The sequence below is a fragment of the Litoribacter populi genome (genome assembly GCF_007483685.1).
Lineage (GTDB): Bacteria > Bacteroidota > Bacteroidia > Cytophagales > Cyclobacteriaceae > Litoribacter > Litoribacter populi.
This window is the reverse complement of the sequence record NZ_VMKN01000001.1, coordinates 3,370,788-3,389,142: the sequence shown is the minus strand read 5'-3', so window position 1 is coordinate 3,389,142 and position 18,355 is coordinate 3,370,788. Positions and strand designations below refer to the sequence as shown.

Sequence of the window (18,355 nt, the reverse complement as noted above, 5' to 3'; positions counted from 1 at the left end):
AGCAGGGACGAAAGTCGGGTATAGTGATCCGGCGGTTCTGTATGGAAGGGCCGTCGCTCAAAGGATAAAAGGTACTCTGGGGATAACAGGCTGATCTCCCCCAAGAGCTCATATCGACGGGGAGGTTTGGCACCTCGATGTCGGCTCGTCACATCCTGGGGCTGGAGAAGGTCCCAAGGGTTGGGCTGTTCGCCCATTAAAGTGGCACGCGAGCTGGGTTCAGAACGTCGTGAGACAGTTCGGTCCCTATCTGTTGCGGGCGTGGGAAGTTTGAGAGGACCTGACCTTAGTACGAGAGGACCGGGTTGGACTGACCGCTGGTGTACCGGTTGTGATGCCAATTGCATTGCCGGGTAGCTACGTCGGGAAGAGATAAGCGCTGAAAGCATCTAAGTGCGAAACTCCCCTCAAGATGAGACTTCCAAACAGGGCCGTCAGAGACGATGACGTCGATAGGCTGCAGGTGTAAAGCCAGAAATGGCATAGCTGAGCAGTACTAATTGCCCGAACACTTGAACACGCTTTATCTGTTGCATTTTCTGCGAGACATATCAAATGTCATGAAGGGATGTCCGAAGCCGGATGTCCGATGACAAAGAACTTAACATACTGTGTCCAATGGACAGTGCCGGAAGACGGCCGAACGGGACTTACATCCGACATCGGCCATCTGACATCCGACACCAAAACCTTGGGCGGCCCAGCGCAGGGGCCCCACCTCTTCCCATCCCGAACAGAGAAGTTAAGCCCTGCAGCGCCGATGGTACTGGAGTCACATCCGGGAGAGTAGGTCGCCGCCTTCCTTTATTAACAGAAGCCTTTGGAGAAATCCAGAGGCTTTTTTGCGTTTAGGGGAACGCGCGATTTATGAATCATAAACATAAATCAATTTTATATTAATGCGTAGTGCAACCTCAAGTCATTCCTTAAGGGTGATTTAAAGAAAATTTCGTTTCTTTGTAGTTAAGCCCAAATATATAAGAGATGTCGAAATTTGATCATATAAGACCTTATTATGATACTGAAGTAAATGCAGCCCTTCGTGAGATCGCTCATGACCCCATGATGAAAGCTATCATGAACTTTACTTTTCCAGGTATGGAAGATCAGGAATGGGTTGATAGATTGAGCAGAACCCATTCCATTAGAGATTTCCAGATCAATTTTATTTATCCGGCATTAAATATGGTTTTGAAAAGCAGCTCGAAAGGACTAACTACTTCTGGATTTGATAATTTGGATGAGCATACTGCATACCTGTTCATTTCAAACCATAGAGATATCATTCTTGACACCTCCCTTTTAAACTATAACCTGTACAATCATAATCTGATGATGACTACATCGGCTATTGGAGATAACTTGATCAAAAAACCGTTTTTGATGGCCATGTCGCGACTTACCAGAAACTTTATAGTTCAAAGGGGATTGCCTGCCAGAGATCTTTTGTTAAGTTCTAGACTGCTTTCCGAATATATCAACAATTCACTTTTTCATGAAAATAGATCCGTATGGATGGCCCAGCGTGAAGGCAGAACCAAAGATGGCAATGATGCAACACATAAAGGTGTCTTAAAAATGCTGGGGATGGCGAAAGGTGATTTGTCCGAAATGGAATATTATAAAAGTATGAAAATTGTTCCAGTCTCCATTTCTTACGAATACGACCCTACAGACGCTCTAAAAATGCCGGAGCTACTTGCCAGATCAAGAGCGGAAAAATATGTGAAGGAGAAAAACGAAGATTTCATCAATGTTTTAACTGGTCTCATGGGGCAAAAGAAGAGAATCCATTTCCATGCGGGAACAGTACTTCACGAAGAGATCGATGAAATAGTTAGTCAACATTCCAGTGCCAATAAACAAATCCAAGCACTTTGCGATACAATAGACGCTTCGATCGTGTCCAATTACAAGCTTTGGCCAACCAATTACATTGCGCATGATTTAATGAATGAAGGCAATCAGTTTGCTGAATTCTATTCCAAAGAAGAAAAAGAAGAGTTTGTGGACAGGATGAATAAAGGGATTAATATAGATGATCCACAGATAGTGAATAACTTTTTAGCTATGTATGCCAACCCTGTAATTAACCAGATGTCGGCCGTAGTACAATAAAATAAGGCTCAAAAGAGCCTTATTTTATTTCATTCAATACTTTTTTGGCATATGGGCAAGTAGATTTTATCTTGAGGTTTTTCTCCTTGGAAAAATCCAAAGCTTTTACCACTAAAGTTTTGGCTAAATCTGTTCCTCGCTTGTCTGGATGGACCTCAGTATGTTCAACAACCATTTCTGTCGTAGTGAGTTGGTATTCAATGCGACCTACTTCATTGGAATCTTCAATAGCCAAAATATTACTATTCCCACTATCGGTATTATTCTCAAATTTTATATTTTCCATGTGCTTTCCCTTTGAAGTAATAAACCGAATGCTGCTTGAAAATGTTATTTTTTCAAAAAAATACAGAATGGGATTTTTTTAATAGTTAAGCCTTTGAATTATAGTGGTTTAATTGGTAATATAATTTTTTTACCATAACTTTATATACTTATTTCTTACTGTAGCTAGAGAACATTTTGAAATAATTGTTATTTCAACAGGCCAGTTTTTATTTTACCCCGACCGCCTGATTCCGTGTAAGGTCCTTTCTTATAAAGGTTGCGTTGCGTGCTTATCTATAATAACTTATCCTATTTTAATTTTCCATGAAAACAAAAATCGGTATCTCTTGGCTGAGGCTATTGTTAATAGCTGTTGCCATGATGTTAGTTGGATGTATATCTGACCAACTTGATGATTTGGACCTGGCTCAAGAACCAGATTTAATGCTTGAGGAAGAATTGACTGATGAAAATTTAAGAGTTAATCCTGCTGCTCAAAACCAACTTCTGGCTTCAGTCAGAAAAGCTACAGCTAAATATCAACGTATGGAAGTTGCGATAGCCGATGGTTATGCGCCCGCAAGTCCATGTGTGGTAGATTTCATTAACAATACAGGGGCAATGGGAGTACACCTGGTCAATTTTGACTTAGTGGATGGTGAATTAGACCCCAATAAACCTGAAGCCTTGGTGTATGAACCCTTGCCTGGTGGTAAGTATAAACTAGTAGCGCTAGAGTACATTGTGGTGGCAGATCTTCTGGAGGATAGGAATATCGCACCTAAGTTTGGCCAAGTACCAATGGATAACCACCTTCAAGGTGCGCCATTAGATTTCCCCCATTATCAACTTCATGTGTGGGTATGGAAAAACAATCCTTCAGGAATGTATACTCCATATAACCCCAAAGTGTCTTGCGCATATTTTGTAGATGATGGGAATGACCATCACTAAATAAAAAAACCGGTCTCGTGCCGGTTTTTTATTAGGCACATATATTATTTGATACGATATCATGTCATTTGTAAACATGTGAAAACATGAAGGTTACAGCTATTATATCGGATGAAATTATAGAGGAGACGATGAGGTTATCAGAATTTTTAAAGCTTTCAACCTTCTGCATTCCAATACGCCATCCTTTCACAACTGCTGACCTCAACTGTATAAAAACCAAATTCTTCTGAAACTTTTCCATTTATGAGATAAATCCCCCTTCCTTTGAAGGGGTGTTTTTTTACCGCGGGAGGAAAATGAACCGTGTCCACCCAGTCTCCCGCACGATCGATGAAAGTCCCGAAGTTCATGATGTCGCCCTTTACGGTCCGGGTGTACTTGATGGTAACCAAATAACCAATTACTTGAACTTCCTTACCCAGAAATTTCCGTAGATCTTTAGCAGCTATACTAGGTACATTTTGATTTTTGACTAACAGGAAAGGGGAGGCCAAGGGGAATTCCAAAATGTCAATTTGATCAATAATTTCCTGACGTGGATCATTGGTTTCCAGCTGGGGTATCTGTGCTTTTCGCAAGCCCTGCTTTTGAAATAGTCCTCCTGCCGGCATCACTTTTCGCTGCTGGTTGAATATGAAATGGGCCTCCCATAAGCATTCCTGCTTGGACTTGCCCGTAAATCGGAAACAGCCGATGCGGATAAGTATGAGCAACTGCTCGAGGCTCACTTCCACCCGAGCTATGAAATCTTCCAAGCCTGTGTAAGGACCACTTTGACAGCGCTCGCGCAGCAACCTTTCCCAAGTGGCCGTTTCCAGATTTTTCAGATGGGTAAAGCCTAAATATACAACCCTACCTTTAATGTTAGTCAGATAATCACTTTCGTTGATATGCGGGGCTTCTATCTGAGCGCCGTTCATGCGGAGTTCGTGGATATAAAACTCGGTATGGTAAAACCCTCCAAAATTATTGACCACGGCAACCATAAATTCCAGCGGAAAATGGGCCTTGAGATAGAGACTTTGGTAACTTTCCACTGCAAAGGATGCAGAGTGGCCTTTGGCGAATGAATAGCCTGCAAAGCTTTCAATCTGATGCCAAACTTCCTTGGTTATATTTGGATCTCTGCCCAGTTTTTCGCAGTTGATAAAAAATTGGGAATGCACCCGTTGAAATTCATCTTTGGAGCGGGATTTTCCACTCATGCCCCTGCGGAGGATGTCCGCTTCACTGAGGCTGAGTTGGGCAAAGTAATGCGCCACCTTGATCACATCCTCTTGGTAGACCATGATGCCGTAAGTGTCCGGCATGATGTCATACAGGACAGGGTGGGCGACCTTGCGGCGGGCGGGGTCGATATGTCTGAGGATATATTCCCGCATCATACCGGAACGGGCCACCCCAGGACGGATGATGGAGCTTGCCGCTACCAGTTCGAGATACTCGTCTGCCTTCATTTTGGCTAGCAGCATACGCATGGCAGGAGACTCCACGTAAAAAGCCCCCATGGTTTTTCCTTCACGCAGATGCATTTTGATTTTAGGATCCTTTTTGAACTCACTAACCTGATGAATATCGATTTTCATACCTTGGTTTTGCTCGATAATTTCCACGGCACTTTTGATGTGGCCAAGGCCACGCTGGCTTAGGATGTCAAATTTATGCAGGCCAATGTCCTCAGCGACATGCATGTCAAAATGGGAAATAGGAAAGCCTTTCGGAGGCAGTTCCGTAGCTGTATAGTAATGAATGGGCTTGTGGGCTATCAGAATGCCTCCCGCATGAATGCTCAGGTGCGATGGGAAATTTTTCAACACTTGACTGTATTTGATGATAAGACGGCCAAACTGGTCGGGCTGGTAGCTGGGCTTGTCTGCATGATAAATCAGTGATTCAATTTCTGTTTTGGGCAGACCAAACACCTTGCCCAGCTCCCTAAAGACAGAATTGTATTGAAAGGTAGTATGGGTAGCCAACAAGCATACATGTTCCTGTTGAGCGGTGTTGTGTTTCTTGAAAACATAATCGATGATGTCATCCCTTTCTTTCCAGGAAAAGTCAATGTCAAAATCCGGTGGGTTTTCCCGGTATAAATTGATGAAACGCTCAAAATATAAATCCAGCTCAATGGGGTCCACATCGGTGATGAAAAGACTGTAAGCCACAATGCTGTTTGCCCCGCTACCCCGGCCCACATGGTAGTACCCTTTCTGCTGGGCATAGCGGATGATGTCATAATTGATGAGGAAATAGGAGACAAAGCCTTTTTGCTGAATAAGCTCCAGTTCTTTCTCTATCCGTGTTTCAATCTCCGGTAAAATTGTCCCGTACCGCAAAGCAGCCCCTTTGAAAGTCTCCTCCCGCAGGTAGTCGTAATCCTGCCAATCGGAACCCAGGATGTCTCGCTTATTTTTGACCGCTTGGAAATAAAACGAAAACTGACATTGCTCGAGGAGTTTTTGGGCATTATAGATCAGGTAGGTGTGGTTTTCACAACGGGCTACTATCTCCGCATATTCATAGAGCCTGTCAGAAGCATTTCCTTGATCGGCAAGGGGTAGTTTGCTAAGCAAAGTGTTGAGGTCAATGGATCGGAGCAGACGGTGAGCGCTGAAATCTCTTTTAGAAGTGAAGGTGGCAGGCTGGAGCAGTACTAAGCGGTCTTTGTGACGAAGCCAAGGGGAGCGCTGAAACTGATTCAGAAGTTCCGGCGGCACTCCAATGTATTCATTTTCCCGAAGGGCAAAATGCTGCGCAGGCAAAGGGTAAATGATAAAGCTATTGGCGAATTCAGGGGCTCGGTGGGTAAAAGGGATTCTCTGCATCCGATGATGGGAAAGATGTTTGTTCAGCTCAAAAAAGCCTTCCTGATTCTTGGCCAAACCGATATATACCTGCTGGGTACCATTGCGAAAGTCGATGCCGATCACCGGATGTATGCCATTTTTGTGAGCTTCCCTGAGAAAAGGAAATACACCGGCCGTACTGTTTATATCCGTCAAAGCCAAGGCGTCAAGCTTTTTGCCTTTGGCTTCGGATACCAATTCCTCAATGGACAGGGTTCCGTATTTGAAACTGTAATATGAATGGCAGTTGAGATACAATTGTTTATTATTTTGACATTTTGTTGTTTATAATTTAATCAAAAAAATAGCAGGAGAGAAAGTTTTTAATAGAGAAATAAGGAAAAAATAGGATTGAGTGGAGAAGAGGGGATTTTCTACTTATATTAGATATATTTTGAAATACCACGCCTTTATGAACGAGATTTTGAATTATATAGATGAGTTTGTCCCTTATGATGTTAGATTGAAAATCCTCCAGACGGTTATCATTATTTTGGTACTCTGGCTGATCAAAAAGGGTGCAACTAGGCTGGTCATTCAAAATGTAGGAGGAGAGCTAAAGCGGCAATACCATTGGCAGAAAACCATCCAGTATGTGGTGGTGGTGATTGGATTGCTATTGGTGGGTAGTATTTGGATCACCAATTTCCAATTTGTAACCACTTACTTGGGATTGTTGTCGGCAGGTATTGCGATTGCTTTGAAGGATATTTTTGTCAATATCGCTGGGTGGTTTTTTATTTATTGGCGGAGGCCATTTGATGTGGGTGACCGGATTCAGGTAGGGGAGCATAAGGGGGATGTCGTAGATCTGCGGATGTTCCAATTTTCGATCCTCGAGGTGGGCAGCTGGGTGGATGCAGAGCAAAGTACCGGCAGGATCATCCATATCCCCAACGGAAAGGTTTTTTCAGACTCCCAGGCCAACTATAGCCAGGGTTTTGACTATATCTGGAACGAGCAGCATGTCTATATCAGCTTGGAAAGTGACCACAAGAAAGCTCAGAAGATTTTGCTGGACATTATGAATGAGGAGCTGAAAGATGAGTTTAAGAAAATCGAAAAGGCATTTAAAAGAGCTGAAAAGAAACACCTGATTTCCTTCATTTTTTATACCCCCACCGTCTACATCAATCTTAACGAAAGGGGTATACAATTATCCATGCGCTACCTTTGTCCGCCGAGAAAGCGAAGAGTGCTCCAGCATGCCATGATTGAGGCGGTGCTTGAGAAATTCAGAAATGAGGAGAGTATCAGGATTGTGTACCCGATTACGTCAGTGCATTTTGAAAATGATAAAGGGAGAATGAGAAATGATTGAAAAAACCGCAGAGACGCAAAGAGCCCCAGAGAAATTAAATGGAAATTATATCAGCCCCTTCAAAAACCTATCTCTTGTATCCGACTCAAACTTTTCAATGGCATACCTCAGCATGGTCCTTGGCATTTGTCGGTAGTGTTCTTTGAGGAAATCATATTCGGTCTCAAAATCCTTTCGACCCACTTCTCGGAGCATCCAGCCCACGGCTTTGTGAATGAGGTCATGGGGGTGGTTGAGCAAGATCCCTGCAATTTGAAGCGTATCGGAATAATGCCCTTTTTTTATAAAATACATAGTGGAAATGATAGCGACTCTCTGTTTCCAAAGCTCACCGGATCTGGCAAATTCGTACAGAACATCTTTTTCCTTGTCAAACAGATAGGCACCCAGAATTTTCGGAGCCGAAGAATCCACCAAGTCCCAGTTGTTGACAAAACTCAGATGGCGGAGGTAAAAGTCAACCAGGTTTTTTTTGTCTTCTGATGTCTGTGCCTTTTCGAACTTGTTCACTAGCATGAATAAAGCTGTCATTCTGTATTCATGTACCGGATGGGTCAGCAAAGTCTCCAGCGCCTCCATGGAAATCTCCCGATAATATTTTTGGGCAACTCTTTGCTGTATGGGTACCTTCACGCCGATAAAGCGATCACCCTCTCCATACCCGCCGGGGATAGCTTTAAAATACCTGGGCAGAAATTCAGCCTTAGCAGGATCCGCATGTTGGGCCAGCTCTTCCTGGATGATGGTAACGGTTGCCATCTGGGGCTGATTTTTCATAAGTATAAAGTTAACAATTACCCTATTCAAATTATAGGTAAATTTTTTATTGTAATATTTCGTTAGGTATTACTCGGTCAGCCGGAAATATCTTAAATCTCCTTCCCATTAAACGGATTGAACCTCCTTCTCCCCACCTGCATGCCCACGGCACGACAAACGGTCTTGTCACCATACCTGACATTGAGCTTGTCCAAAGCTTGGTAGAGGTTGATCTGCTCCTGGGTGTCTTCGAAGAGGTTGATCTGATAGTTGCCGTAGACTAGGCTGCTGAATCTCACCCCGATCAGACGGATGAGGATGCGACGGTTGTAGAGCTTGTGGAAAAGCTCCTTTACCAAAGGAATCAACGTATGATCCGCAGAGGTGTAGGGGATTTTTCGCTGCATAGTGTGGGTGTCAAAATCCGAGTAGCGGATCTTCACACTCACACAGGCGGTGAGCTGGCCTTTCTGCCGAAGCTTGGAGGCGATTTGCTCTGTCATGGCTACTAAAGTTGCCTCCAACATACGTACATCGATGGTGTCCTGCTCAAAGGTGTTTTCCGTAGAGATGGACTTGGCTTCGGAATAGGGGACGACAAGGGAGCGGTCGATGCCATTGGCCTTTTCCCAAATCATATTGCCGTTTTTGCCGAAAGTCGCTTCCAACAGTTCTGCCGGCATGGCCTGCAGGGTATGCACTTTCCGCACGCCCATATTGTATAGTGTCTGCGAGGTTTTCTCCCCGATCATGGGGATTTTGCGAATGGACAGGGGGGCCAGAAAAGGTTTCTCTTGCCCATGAAGGATTTCCTTCTCGTTATTGGGCTTGGCTTCGCCGGTAGCAACTTTTGATACGGTTTTGTTTTCCGACAGCCCCAGCGAAATAGGCAGTCCGGTTTCCTGCATAATTCTTCGACGCAGCTGGTGGGCCATCTTGGCACAGCCAAAAAAACGGTCCATGCCTGTGTAGTCAATGTAGAATTCATCGATCGATGATTTTTCGAACAGGGGCACGTCTTCCTGTATGATTTCGGTGACATCATGGGATTTTTGACTGTATTTTTCAAAATCCCCCCGGATGATCAGTGCCTCCGGGCAAAGCTGCCTGGCCGTACGCATGGGCATGGCCGAGTGCACGCCAAACTTCCGTGCCTCATAGCTGCAGGAAGCCACCACTCCCCGGTCACCCGACCCCCCGATAAGGATGGGTTTGCCGTTCAGTCTGCTGTCGTATAATCGCTCCACCGACACAAAAAACGAGTCCAGATCCATATGGACAATGCTTCTTCTTCCCTCCATAACTTATATTGACAACATTATTAACATTTATATGTTTATAATGTAGACATTATTTTTTATATTTGAGATGAAATAAGTAAGCTACCCTGGTATTACTTGGATTTTTAACGTGAAAAAGAAACATGAACAAAAAGCCAGCATTTATTGCTTTGAAAGACTTGGAGGTGTATCAGCTTTCCCGGCAGTTGTCGGCTATCGCTTGGGTGATTTATGAGCGGTTGACTTATCAGCAGAGAAAAGTCTGGGGTGATCAGATGCTGACAGCAGTAGATTCTGTGGGGGCTAATATAGCGGAAGGCTATGCTCGCTATCACTATCTGGAAAGATCAGGTTCTTTTATATAGCCAGAGGATCTTTATCAGAAGGAGTCGAGCATTGGGTAAACCTGGGTTGGTGTCGAAAAATTGTTTATGACCAAGAACATGAAGAGATTCGTATAACAGGAAAAACACTTCAGGTTAAACTTAACCTTTTCATTAAATCAACTTATGCGTCCAAGAGAGGGGAAGGCGATCATTAATATTTCTTTATTTCAAAAAAAAAGTATTTCCCTATTTCTATTTTAATATGTATTTAAACTCAAACATCAAATTTCTCCGTAAGCAAAAAGGGCTCACCCAGATGGTAATGGCCGAAGCGATGGGGATCAGCAGGTCCAAGCTTGCTGGGTATGAACTGAACATCACACCACCCCTGGAGACAATCCTTGTGATTGCCGATTACTTGGGTGTGTCAGTGGATGTCTTGCTGAGGCAGAATTTGGAAAAGTTCTCCGAATACAAACTTCGTGAACTGCTGGAAACAGACCGCTACCTCAGTGGACGCAACCTGAGGATACTTTCCACCACAGTGGACTCGGAAGGCCGAGAACTCATCGAAGTGGTGTCGCAAAAAGCCAAGGCCAGTTATCTGGCAGGTTTTTCCGACCCGGACTTCATCGGGGAGTTACCTCGATTTTCACTTCCCTTTCTTCCTGCGGACAAAAAACACCGGGTGTTTCAGGTTGATGGAGATTCCATGTTGCCGATTCCGGAAGGGGCGTGGATTGTATGTGAGTATGTGGATGATTGGAGAAGCGTGAAGGACGGGGAGAAATACGTGATCGTGACTGAGCAGGATGGAGTAACTTTCAAGATTGCTTACAACCATCTGCAGGGAGAGGAAAAGCTGTTGCTCTGCTCCGGTAACCCTATTTATAAGCCTTTTGAAGTGAAGGCTGAAGATATACGAGAGGTGTGGAGATTCAGGCTGGTTATGCATTGAAGTTAAACTTTCCCTGACAGGCGAAGGTTTCACGGGTATGAGGCAAGTCAGTGAGCGTTTTGTTTTGAAGGTTTCGGCTTACGGGGCATTCGTTTTTGCCGTAGTGGCCATGGTCTGGGGTGTGCTAGGGCAATCTCAGATGATCTTGTTTGATGGGGTTTATTCGCTGATTAGTGTGGCACTCTCACTTGGTTCTCTCTGGTCAGCTGCTTATATTCAAAAGTATGACTTCAAAAGATTCCCATTCGGCAAGGAAATGCTTGAACCGATCATTATTCTATTGAAAAATGTGGTCATCATCATTCTGTGTGTGTTCGCTTTTTCCAATGCGGTGGCAAGTATTCTTTCCGGAGGGCAGATGATTGATCCAGGAATGTCTGCCTTGTACGCTTTTTTGGCTACAGTAGGGTGCCTGTTAGTGTATCGATATTTAGAAAAGAGGTACAAAGCTTCCCTGTCAGGTTTTATCAAAGCGGAAGCGGTGCAGTGGAAAATGGACTTCTTTTTGAGTATGGCCGTTTTGCTTGGTTTTGCATTAGCCTTCGGCCTGAACTTTACGAGATATAAAAATTTTGTCCCCTACATTGATCCTTTGATGGTACTTCTGGTGTCAGGGTATTTTATTAAGGTACCATCTGCATTGATCAAAAAACAAGTCCGTGAGGTGATGGAAATGTCACCTGAAAGTGAAATAAAACTGGACGTAGAAAATATTATTTCCTCCATAAAGACCAAATATGGCTTTAATGAATACTTTCTCAGAGTATCCAAAGTGGGTAGCAAACTTTTTATAGAGGTGGACTATGTCGTGGACAGAAAAGCATTTGAACCTAGGATTCAGGAGATGGACTTGATTCGCCAAGAGATTTTTGATGCGCTTCAGCAGGTTCCTTATAAGAAATGGCTTACCATTTCTTTTACTTCTGATCGGAAATGGGCCCTCTAGACCTTTTTTCTATACGTTTTTCGGCATAATACTCAGTCAATACCCGCAATAGTTTATGATAGTTTTCAGGCTGAAGTCGAGAGTTGATGGATTTCCATTTGCTGTTGTTAAACTGCATATTAATTGCGTACACTTTTCCCCACCAAAGAAAGTATGCTTCCTGGATTTGCCAGCTCTTCAGGTCTTTTTCAAAACTGATGTTTTCTGACTTAATAGGGGAAATAAAAGTCACATCATCCCCTTGTATGTTCAACTCGGTACTTCTCCTTAAGTACAGCCAGATGGGAAAGATTAAAATTCCGGCAAAGAGTAAAATGATCAGAACTATATAAAGGTATTCCATGATTAGGTGAAATTATTTAAATACAATTAAAATGTAACGTAATTGTTTGTTTGTTAATGGGAATGAAGTATTTTTAGATAGTATTTTTTATAACTTTTCAAATCTCAGGGTCATGTTAGAAAAATTTTTAGAAGATGGCTATACGGAAGCCATCGACCTCTTAAACGAGGATCAGATTGAGCAAGTTTTATCCGCATGCGCGGCGATGCCCGAAAAATTCCTCCCTTGGTTGAAAGGTAGGCATAGCATCGTCCCTGAAATGGTGGACTTGGGTAGCCACCCGGTATTGGTAGATGTAGTTTCAAAACTGCTAGGAGACAATTTGCTTTTATGGAGCAGCCAAATTATTTACCAGAAGCCTCAAGTTACTCATCGATGGCATATAGATGTGGAGCATTCTACTTGGGATGGTGTCACGGTGTGGCTGGCTATGCAGAATGTTACAGCGGGTTCTATTAAGCTTATTTCCAGATCCCAACATCTCAATATTACTCCCCAGGAACTCGGTGAGAAGTATTATGTCGACCTTACGGATGATATGCAGGTGCTGCATGAGGCGCAAAAGCGAAACCCGGATTGCAAATTGGTGAATGTCAAAATCAAACCGGGGCAGTTTGTTATTTTTGACGGGCGATTATGGCATGGTACCCATAATGCCACTTCAAACCGCCGGTCTTCCATGATATTCCAATACACTAAGCCTTCCAATAAACTATTTATCCCCTTAGATAACAATTATCCCGGTACCCGGTGGTCAAAACTTCAGCCTGACTGCGTGCTGGTGAAGGGTAGGGATGATTTCCGTTTGAATAAAATTATCGACAGGGATTACTCAGGTAGTTGGAAGTCAAAGGCTAGGGTGCTGATGGTGCATTTTCCACAAAAATTTCTAAGAAAAATTATTCCCGCGTAACTATCTAGGCACCCAATATGCTTATCTTTGATCAAGTGCAAAAAAATGGTTTTAGGATTCAGATTATAGGTTTTTTTAAGCGACGTCTATATCTCTTGAAACTCAAGTTTTTATCTTTGCATTTTTCAGTTTAGTAATAGAATATACATGCCTAAATTAATACGGATTACCACAGTACCGATGTCCCTAAAATTACTTTTGACGGGGCAGATGAGGTTTTTGAAAGAGAATGGCTGGGAAGTGAAAATGGTCAGTGCTGAGGGTAGGGAAATCCATGACGCAAAAAAAAATGAAGGGGTTGAACATATATCCATCCCCTTTACTCGCAAAATCACACCTTTTCATGATCTTTATTGCTTATGGCTGCTGATTCAGCTTTTCCGTAAGGAGAAACCGGATATAGTTCATACTCACACTCCCAAGGCGGGGCTCTTAGGAATAATGGCAGCTTGGATTACCGGGGTAAAGGTGCGGATTCATACCGTGGCAGGGATGCCTTATATGGTGGCTCATAAGAATAAAGCGAAACTTCTCATTTGGTGTGAAAAACTGACTTTTAGATTGGCTCATCAGGTATGGCCAAATTCCAATTCTCTAAAGGATTTCATTCTCAAAGAGGAATTGGTAGATCCTAATAAAGTCAAGGTAATAGGTGAGGGCTCATCCAATGGAGTGAACTTGAACCGTTTTAACCGGAACTCATTGAAAGAAAATCATTTGGTTGCAGCTATGATGCGAGTAGTGCCTGGAGATAATGAATTTGTGATTCTTGCAGTCGGTAGAATGGTACGTGACAAGGGGATTGAGGATTTGGTAAAGGCCTTTTTGAATTCCAAAATCGTTACCAAGTCAAAACTGGTACTGTTGGGTCCTATGGAACAGGAGCTAAACCCGCTGGATGATGAAATTGTCAGGAAGATCGCCGATCATCCTAAAATTGTGCATATCGATTGGTCCGACCATGTGGAGCATTATATGGCTATTTCTGATATTTTGGTACACGCTTCTCATAGAGAGGGCTGTCCCAACGTGATTTTACAGGCTGGAGCGATGCAATGTCCGGTTATTTGCTCGGATATTATCGGGAATATTGATATTATTACCCATAAAAAAACAGGGTTGGTTTACCCTGTCAAAAAGGTACAAGTTTTACAGGAGGCTTTGGAGTTCGCATTTGTAAAAAGGGAAGTGATGTATGGGTTTGCCCAAAATCTCTATCAGGAGATCAAAACGAAATTTGATAGCCGTAAAATGCACCAACTTATTTTGGAGGAATATCAGCAACTTTTAAATCAGTCATAATATGTACATCGTGGGTGCCTCTGGACATGCCAAGGTGGTGATAGACGCTTTGGAAAGCAGTGGGGGGCAGGTGTGCGGAGTTTTAGACAAAAACGAACTTCTTAGAGATTGTCTTGGACATCGAGTCTCTATTAGAGCGCTATTTTCCCCTTCATTGGAAAAAACGCTTTTCATCGCCATTGGCTGCAATCAAACCCGTGAAAGGATTGCTTCGGAATATTTGGGAAAGGTGGAATGGGGTACTATTATCCACCCTTCTGCAATAATGAGTAAATACTGTAAATTAGGCAGAGGTACTATAGTGATGGCAGGGGCTGTCATACAGGCTGACTGCATGATTGGTAGTCACTCAATCATCAACACAAAAGCATCGGTAGATCATGATTGTATGATTGGAGATTTTGTGCATATAGCTCCCCAGGTTACTTTATGCGGAAATGTTCGAGTTGAGAATAGCGTCTTGATTGGAGCCGGTGCAATTTTAAAGCCTGGTATTAATGTTGGAAAAGGAGCAATCGTTGGAGCTGGTTCCTTGGTTTTGAGAGACGTTAAGGATTGGGAAAAAGTTTACGGAGTAGTAAAATAGCTTCCTGATGATTTTTTGATTTGTTGGAAAAAAAAATGTGTATCTTTCCCCCTAAAGCATAAGACCATTTAAGCTTTTTCAAAGAAAACGGTAATGGGGTTTTATTGCTTGAAGAATTAACTAATTTTGAGGGGGATTTTTATATATCCATTCAGTACTGATGAATAAAGGGTTTTACTTATTACTTCTTTTGCTGCTAGCAAGTTCATGTATCAGCAACAGGAGAATTACATATTTTCAGAATTTGCCAGATAATGAGCCGATCGGGCTAGAGGAGTTTATCCCCTATGCTGAAGTAGAGTATGAGTATATTCTGCAACCCTTCGATATTGTGGATATTGATTTTGCTACCTCCGACGAAGAATTGACCAAGGCTTTTGAATTTCAAGGATCTCGCTCTATGCGAGGAGGAATGGCAGGAGGCCGTGGCGGTATGGGGGGTGGCGATATTTTTTATTTTACGGGTTACACCATTGACAAGGATGGATTTGTGGAGATTCCCAAGCTTGGCAAAATTGAAATAGCAGGGATGAGTGAGGAGTCAGCGAGATTAAAAGTCCAACAAGAAATTAACGAGTTTTTTCAGGAAGAGGTATTCGTTCGTTTGCGGACCGGGGGAATAAGATATACTACACTTGGTGAATTTTCAAGTGTAGGTACCCAATTGATCATGAGAAACAGGGCGACTATTTTTGACGCCTTGGCCAATGCGGGAGAAGCCAATATTTTGGCCAAGAAGAACCAACTTTTTATTATCCGCCAATACGATGGTGGTACAAAAATCCATCAAATTAACCTCAATGATCGGAGACTTTTAGCCTCTCCGTATTATTTTATCCAACCCAATGATATATTATATCTGGAACCCATGCGTATCCGACAGGTGGGAACAGGGGACAACCTTGTGCAATCCCTTCAACTCGGAGCCACCTTGGTGACCATGTTCATATTTTTCTATGGTTTAACCCAAGGATGGAATTGAGATGGAGAATATTGATTTATCAAAATTTGAGGAAGAGGAAAGACCAATTGATATAAAGTATTATATCACTAAGTACTCGCGCTATTGGCCACTTTACCTTACCTGCATAGCGATTGGATTGGTGGCTGTTTTCTTGTTTCACCGTTATACTGTGGAGCAATATCAAGTCAAAGGCAGTATTATGATCAAGCGAAGCCTTTCGCCCGAGGTCAGAATTTTGGATAGGTCCCAGATTTTTTCGGGTAACAACAACCTTGAAAATGATATACTACTTTTTACTTCCAAAAATCTTGCGGAAGAGGCGCTCAAAAAACTTCATTTTGATGTGAGTTATTATGCCGCCACTCATATCAAAGAAATTGAGATGTATGAAAACTCTCCCATTCGCATTGAAGTGGACTGGGAGTTTCCTCAAAACCTTCATGGGATAGTGCATTTAACAATTTTATCTGAGGATACTTATATTCTTTCCAGAGAGGAGACTAGCCTTATGGATTATTTGTCAGCGAAGGCTTCTGTTGGCGAAGATGATATTTTGGGTAGGGAATTGCGGTTTGGTGAAACTGTCCAAACCAGTAAATTGAAGTTTAAAGCCCTCTTGGTTAATCCTAATAGAGTTGGCGACATGGTTGGCTTTAAAATTCATCATCCTTCAAGTTTGGTAGATAGTTACGCGAGGTCAGTTACAGTTAGGCCTCAGAATAATTATGGGTCTGTACTTGAGGTGAGTATGGTGTCCACCGTCGTGGAAAAAGGAAGAGATTATGTCAATGCATTGATGGATTCCTTTTTAGAGTATGATTTAAAAGAGAAGAACCGTATCTCTGAAAATACCTTAGCTTTTATTGATGACCAGTTGTTCTTGGTTGAGGACTCCTTGAAATCAGTTGAAAGGAGAATGCAGAATTTTAAGGTCAGCAACAAGCTCTTGGATGTCAATAAAGAATTTGGAGGTTTGCTTACACGAATAGAGTCCTTGGAGGAGACAATTCAAGGCTTTGAGTTTGAGTTGGCCTATTACCGGTCGCTTGAGCAATACCTATCTGATAAGGGTAATGATTACAGTGAAGTTGTGGCTCCATCCTTAGTTGGTGTTTCGGATTTACTTTTAAATGGTCTGGTTCAAAATCTGGTACAATTATCGTTAGAGAGACGAAAGTTACTTTCTGTGGTGAAGCCCAATCACCCCGATGTGGCACAGCTTGACCAACAGATCGATAGACTCAGAGAAAACGTCTTTGAGAACATTCAAAACTTGGTGCAGAATACCGAAAGCAGGAAGAAGGAGATTTATGAAAAACTAAGGTCATACGATCATCAGTTTGCCAACCTTCCAGAAGCGGAATCGAATTATACTCATATTTTCAGGGAGTTTAAGCTTAGAGAAAATCTCTATACCTATCTACTTGAAAAGAGGGCAGAAGCTGGAATTGCTAAGGCCTCTAATGTGCCAGACAATGCTATTTTGGATTATGCTAAGAAGGGTAGTTTGATCTATCCCAAAAAGCCGCAGAATTATGGAATGGCAGTCGGTTTAGGCTTTATGATTCCGTTGGCATTTTTGCTTTTGTATCATTATCTTAATAATAAGATAGTGGATCAGATTCAACTTAAAAGCTTTTTGAAAATCCCGCTGCTTAGCACAGTGGGATTTAGTAATAAGGATACTAACATGATAGTTGCGGAACATCCGAGGTCCTTGGTCTCGGAGTCGTTCAGGTCTTTGCGGTCGGCGCTTTTCTACATAGCCAGTGAGAAAAAATGCAAGACGATATTGGTAACCTCAAGCGTGTCTGGGGAAGGAAAGACTTTTGTAGCGCTTAATTTGGCCTCTGCTATGGCTCTTAGTGGAAAGAAGACTTGTCTAATTGGTATGGACCTCAGAAAACCGAAGGTGTCCCAATACATGGGCGTTTCTAATAAGAAAGGCTTATCCTCCTTATTGGTGGGTACGGCCACTGGGGATGAAGTGGTTCAGGCTACAAAGTATGATAATTTATACATCGTACCGTCTGGCCCTGTACCGCCCAATCCTGCTGAGCTTTTATTGAAAGATAAGTTGAAAGGGTTTTTGGACGGTCTTAAGGAACAGTTCGATGTAATCGTGCTTGATACCCCGCCAGTGGGACTGGTTTCTGAGACAATGGACTTGTTGAGGTTTTCAGATGTCAATCTCTATATAGTTAGACAAAACTATACCCATAAGAAACACTTGCTGATGATCAACGATTTATATTCCAGCAATCATGTTTCTGACTTTTATGCGGTTTTCAACGGCTTCAAAGGTGGAGGAGATATTTACGATTATGAGGGGTATACATATGGTTATGGATATAACTATTCGTATATGAAGAAAAATAAATATACAGGGAATTATTACGAAGAGGAAGGTGAACTTCAGTCTTCATTTATACAAAAATGGATTTCAAAATTAAATAAATAAGTTTTTTT

General features: G+C 42.5%; 16 protein-coding genes and 2 rRNA genes (1 of these 18 running past the window's edge). 13 read left to right on the top strand and 5 right to left on the bottom strand.

Annotated elements, in window-relative coordinates:
* The 3 genes from FPL27_RS14710 to FPL27_RS14700 all read left to right on the top strand — a co-directional run.
* Positions 1-520: ribosomal RNA gene (locus FPL27_RS14710) — 23S ribosomal RNA — on the top strand (it extends 2,384 nt beyond the left edge of the window).
* 171 nt (positions 521-691) lie between these two features.
* A 5S ribosomal RNA gene (gene rrf, locus FPL27_RS14705) occupies positions 692-803 on the top strand.
* A 181-nt stretch (positions 804-984) separates the two neighbouring features.
* Positions 985-2,118 carry a 1-acyl-sn-glycerol-3-phosphate acyltransferase gene (locus FPL27_RS14700; protein WP_143961810.1) on the top strand — a complete coding sequence of 378 codons (1,134 nt, stop codon included), beginning with the start codon at positions 985-987 and terminating at the stop codon, positions 2,116-2,118.
* A 19-nt stretch (positions 2,119-2,137) separates the two neighbouring features.
* Here the strand turns inward: FPL27_RS14700 and FPL27_RS14695 are convergent, their stop codons facing one another.
* The gene (locus FPL27_RS14695) at positions 2,138-2,404 is read right to left on the bottom strand and encodes a GNAT family N-acetyltransferase (protein ID WP_143961809.1); all 267 of its coding nucleotides are present in this window, start codon (positions 2,402-2,404) and stop codon (positions 2,138-2,140) included.
* Between the two features lie 305 nt (positions 2,405-2,709).
* Here FPL27_RS14695 and FPL27_RS14690 point away from each other — a divergent pair, with 305 nt between their 5' ends.
* A complete protein-coding gene (locus tag FPL27_RS14690) occupies positions 2,710-3,339 on the top strand; it encodes a hypothetical protein (RefSeq protein WP_143961808.1) in 630 nt (209 codons plus the stop codon).
* A 158-nt stretch (positions 3,340-3,497) separates the two neighbouring features.
* Here FPL27_RS14690 and FPL27_RS14685 read toward each other — a convergent pair whose 3' ends face one another.
* A complete protein-coding gene (locus FPL27_RS14685) occupies positions 3,498-6,446 on the bottom strand; it encodes a DNA polymerase III subunit alpha (RefSeq protein WP_143961807.1) in 2,949 nt (982 codons plus the stop codon).
* 154 nt (positions 6,447-6,600) lie between these two features.
* Here FPL27_RS14685 and FPL27_RS14680 point away from each other — a divergent pair, with 154 nt between their 5' ends.
* A complete protein-coding gene (locus FPL27_RS14680; protein ID WP_143961806.1) occupies positions 6,601-7,509 on the top strand; it encodes a mechanosensitive ion channel family protein in 909 nt (302 codons plus the stop codon).
* A gap of 45 nt (positions 7,510-7,554) precedes the next feature.
* Here FPL27_RS14680 and FPL27_RS14675 read toward each other — a convergent pair whose 3' ends face one another.
* Complete coding sequence (locus tag FPL27_RS14675; RefSeq protein WP_235893448.1) at positions 7,555-8,286, bottom strand: DNA alkylation repair protein; 732 nt, start codon at positions 8,284-8,286, stop codon at positions 7,555-7,557.
* Positions 8,287-8,378: 92 nt separating this feature from the next.
* A complete protein-coding gene (dinB, locus tag FPL27_RS14670) occupies positions 8,379-9,569 on the bottom strand; it encodes a DNA polymerase IV (RefSeq protein WP_143961805.1) in 1,191 nt (396 codons plus the stop codon).
* Between the two features lie 122 nt (positions 9,570-9,691).
* Here dinB and FPL27_RS20080 point away from each other — a divergent pair, with 122 nt between their 5' ends.
* From FPL27_RS20080 to FPL27_RS14655, 3 genes are all read left to right on the top strand, one after another.
* Positions 9,692-9,913: a four helix bundle protein gene (locus tag FPL27_RS20080; RefSeq protein WP_235893447.1), complete on the top strand. Its 222-nt coding sequence runs from the start codon at positions 9,692-9,694 to the stop codon at positions 9,911-9,913.
* Between the two features lie 223 nt (positions 9,914-10,136).
* A complete protein-coding gene (locus FPL27_RS14660) occupies positions 10,137-10,832 on the top strand; it encodes an XRE family transcriptional regulator (RefSeq protein ID WP_143961804.1) in 696 nt (231 codons plus the stop codon).
* A 37-nt stretch (positions 10,833-10,869) separates the two neighbouring features.
* A complete protein-coding gene (locus tag FPL27_RS14655; protein WP_143961803.1) occupies positions 10,870-11,778 on the top strand; it encodes a cation diffusion facilitator family transporter in 909 nt (302 codons plus the stop codon).
* Here the strand turns inward: FPL27_RS14655 and FPL27_RS14650 are convergent.
* Entirely contained in the window at positions 11,750-12,121 is a 372-nt protein-coding gene (locus FPL27_RS14650) for a hypothetical protein (protein WP_143961802.1), read from the bottom strand. The two genes, FPL27_RS14655 and FPL27_RS14650, sit on opposite strands and share 29 nt — an antisense overlap.
* 112 nt (positions 12,122-12,233) lie before the next feature.
* Between FPL27_RS14650 and FPL27_RS14645 the strand changes: the two genes are divergently transcribed.
* The 5 genes from FPL27_RS14645 (at position 12,234) to FPL27_RS14625 (ending at position 18,347) form a co-directional block, all read left to right on the top strand.
* Positions 12,234-13,034 carry a phytanoyl-CoA dioxygenase family protein gene (locus FPL27_RS14645; RefSeq protein WP_143961801.1) on the top strand — a complete coding sequence of 267 codons (801 nt, stop codon included), beginning with the start codon at positions 12,234-12,236 and terminating at the stop codon, positions 13,032-13,034.
* A gap of 147 nt (positions 13,035-13,181) precedes the next feature.
* Positions 13,182-14,336: a glycosyltransferase family 4 protein gene (locus FPL27_RS14640; protein ID WP_143961800.1), complete on the top strand. Its 1,155-nt coding sequence runs from the start codon at positions 13,182-13,184 to the stop codon at positions 14,334-14,336.
* A gap of 1 nt (position 14,337) precedes the next feature.
* On the top strand, positions 14,338-14,922 hold the full coding sequence (locus FPL27_RS14635) for an acetyltransferase (protein WP_143961799.1): 585 nt from the start codon (positions 14,338-14,340) through the stop codon (positions 14,920-14,922).
* A 160-nt stretch (positions 14,923-15,082) separates the two neighbouring features.
* The gene (locus FPL27_RS14630) at positions 15,083-15,904 is read left to right on the top strand and encodes a polysaccharide biosynthesis/export family protein (RefSeq protein ID WP_143961798.1); all 822 of its coding nucleotides are present in this window, start codon (positions 15,083-15,085) and stop codon (positions 15,902-15,904) included.
* A gap of 1 nt (position 15,905) precedes the next feature.
* Positions 15,906-18,347 carry a GumC family protein gene (locus FPL27_RS14625; protein WP_143961797.1) on the top strand — a complete coding sequence of 814 codons (2,442 nt, stop codon included), beginning with the start codon at positions 15,906-15,908 and terminating at the stop codon, positions 18,345-18,347.
* Positions 18,348-18,355: the final 8 nt, after the last annotated feature.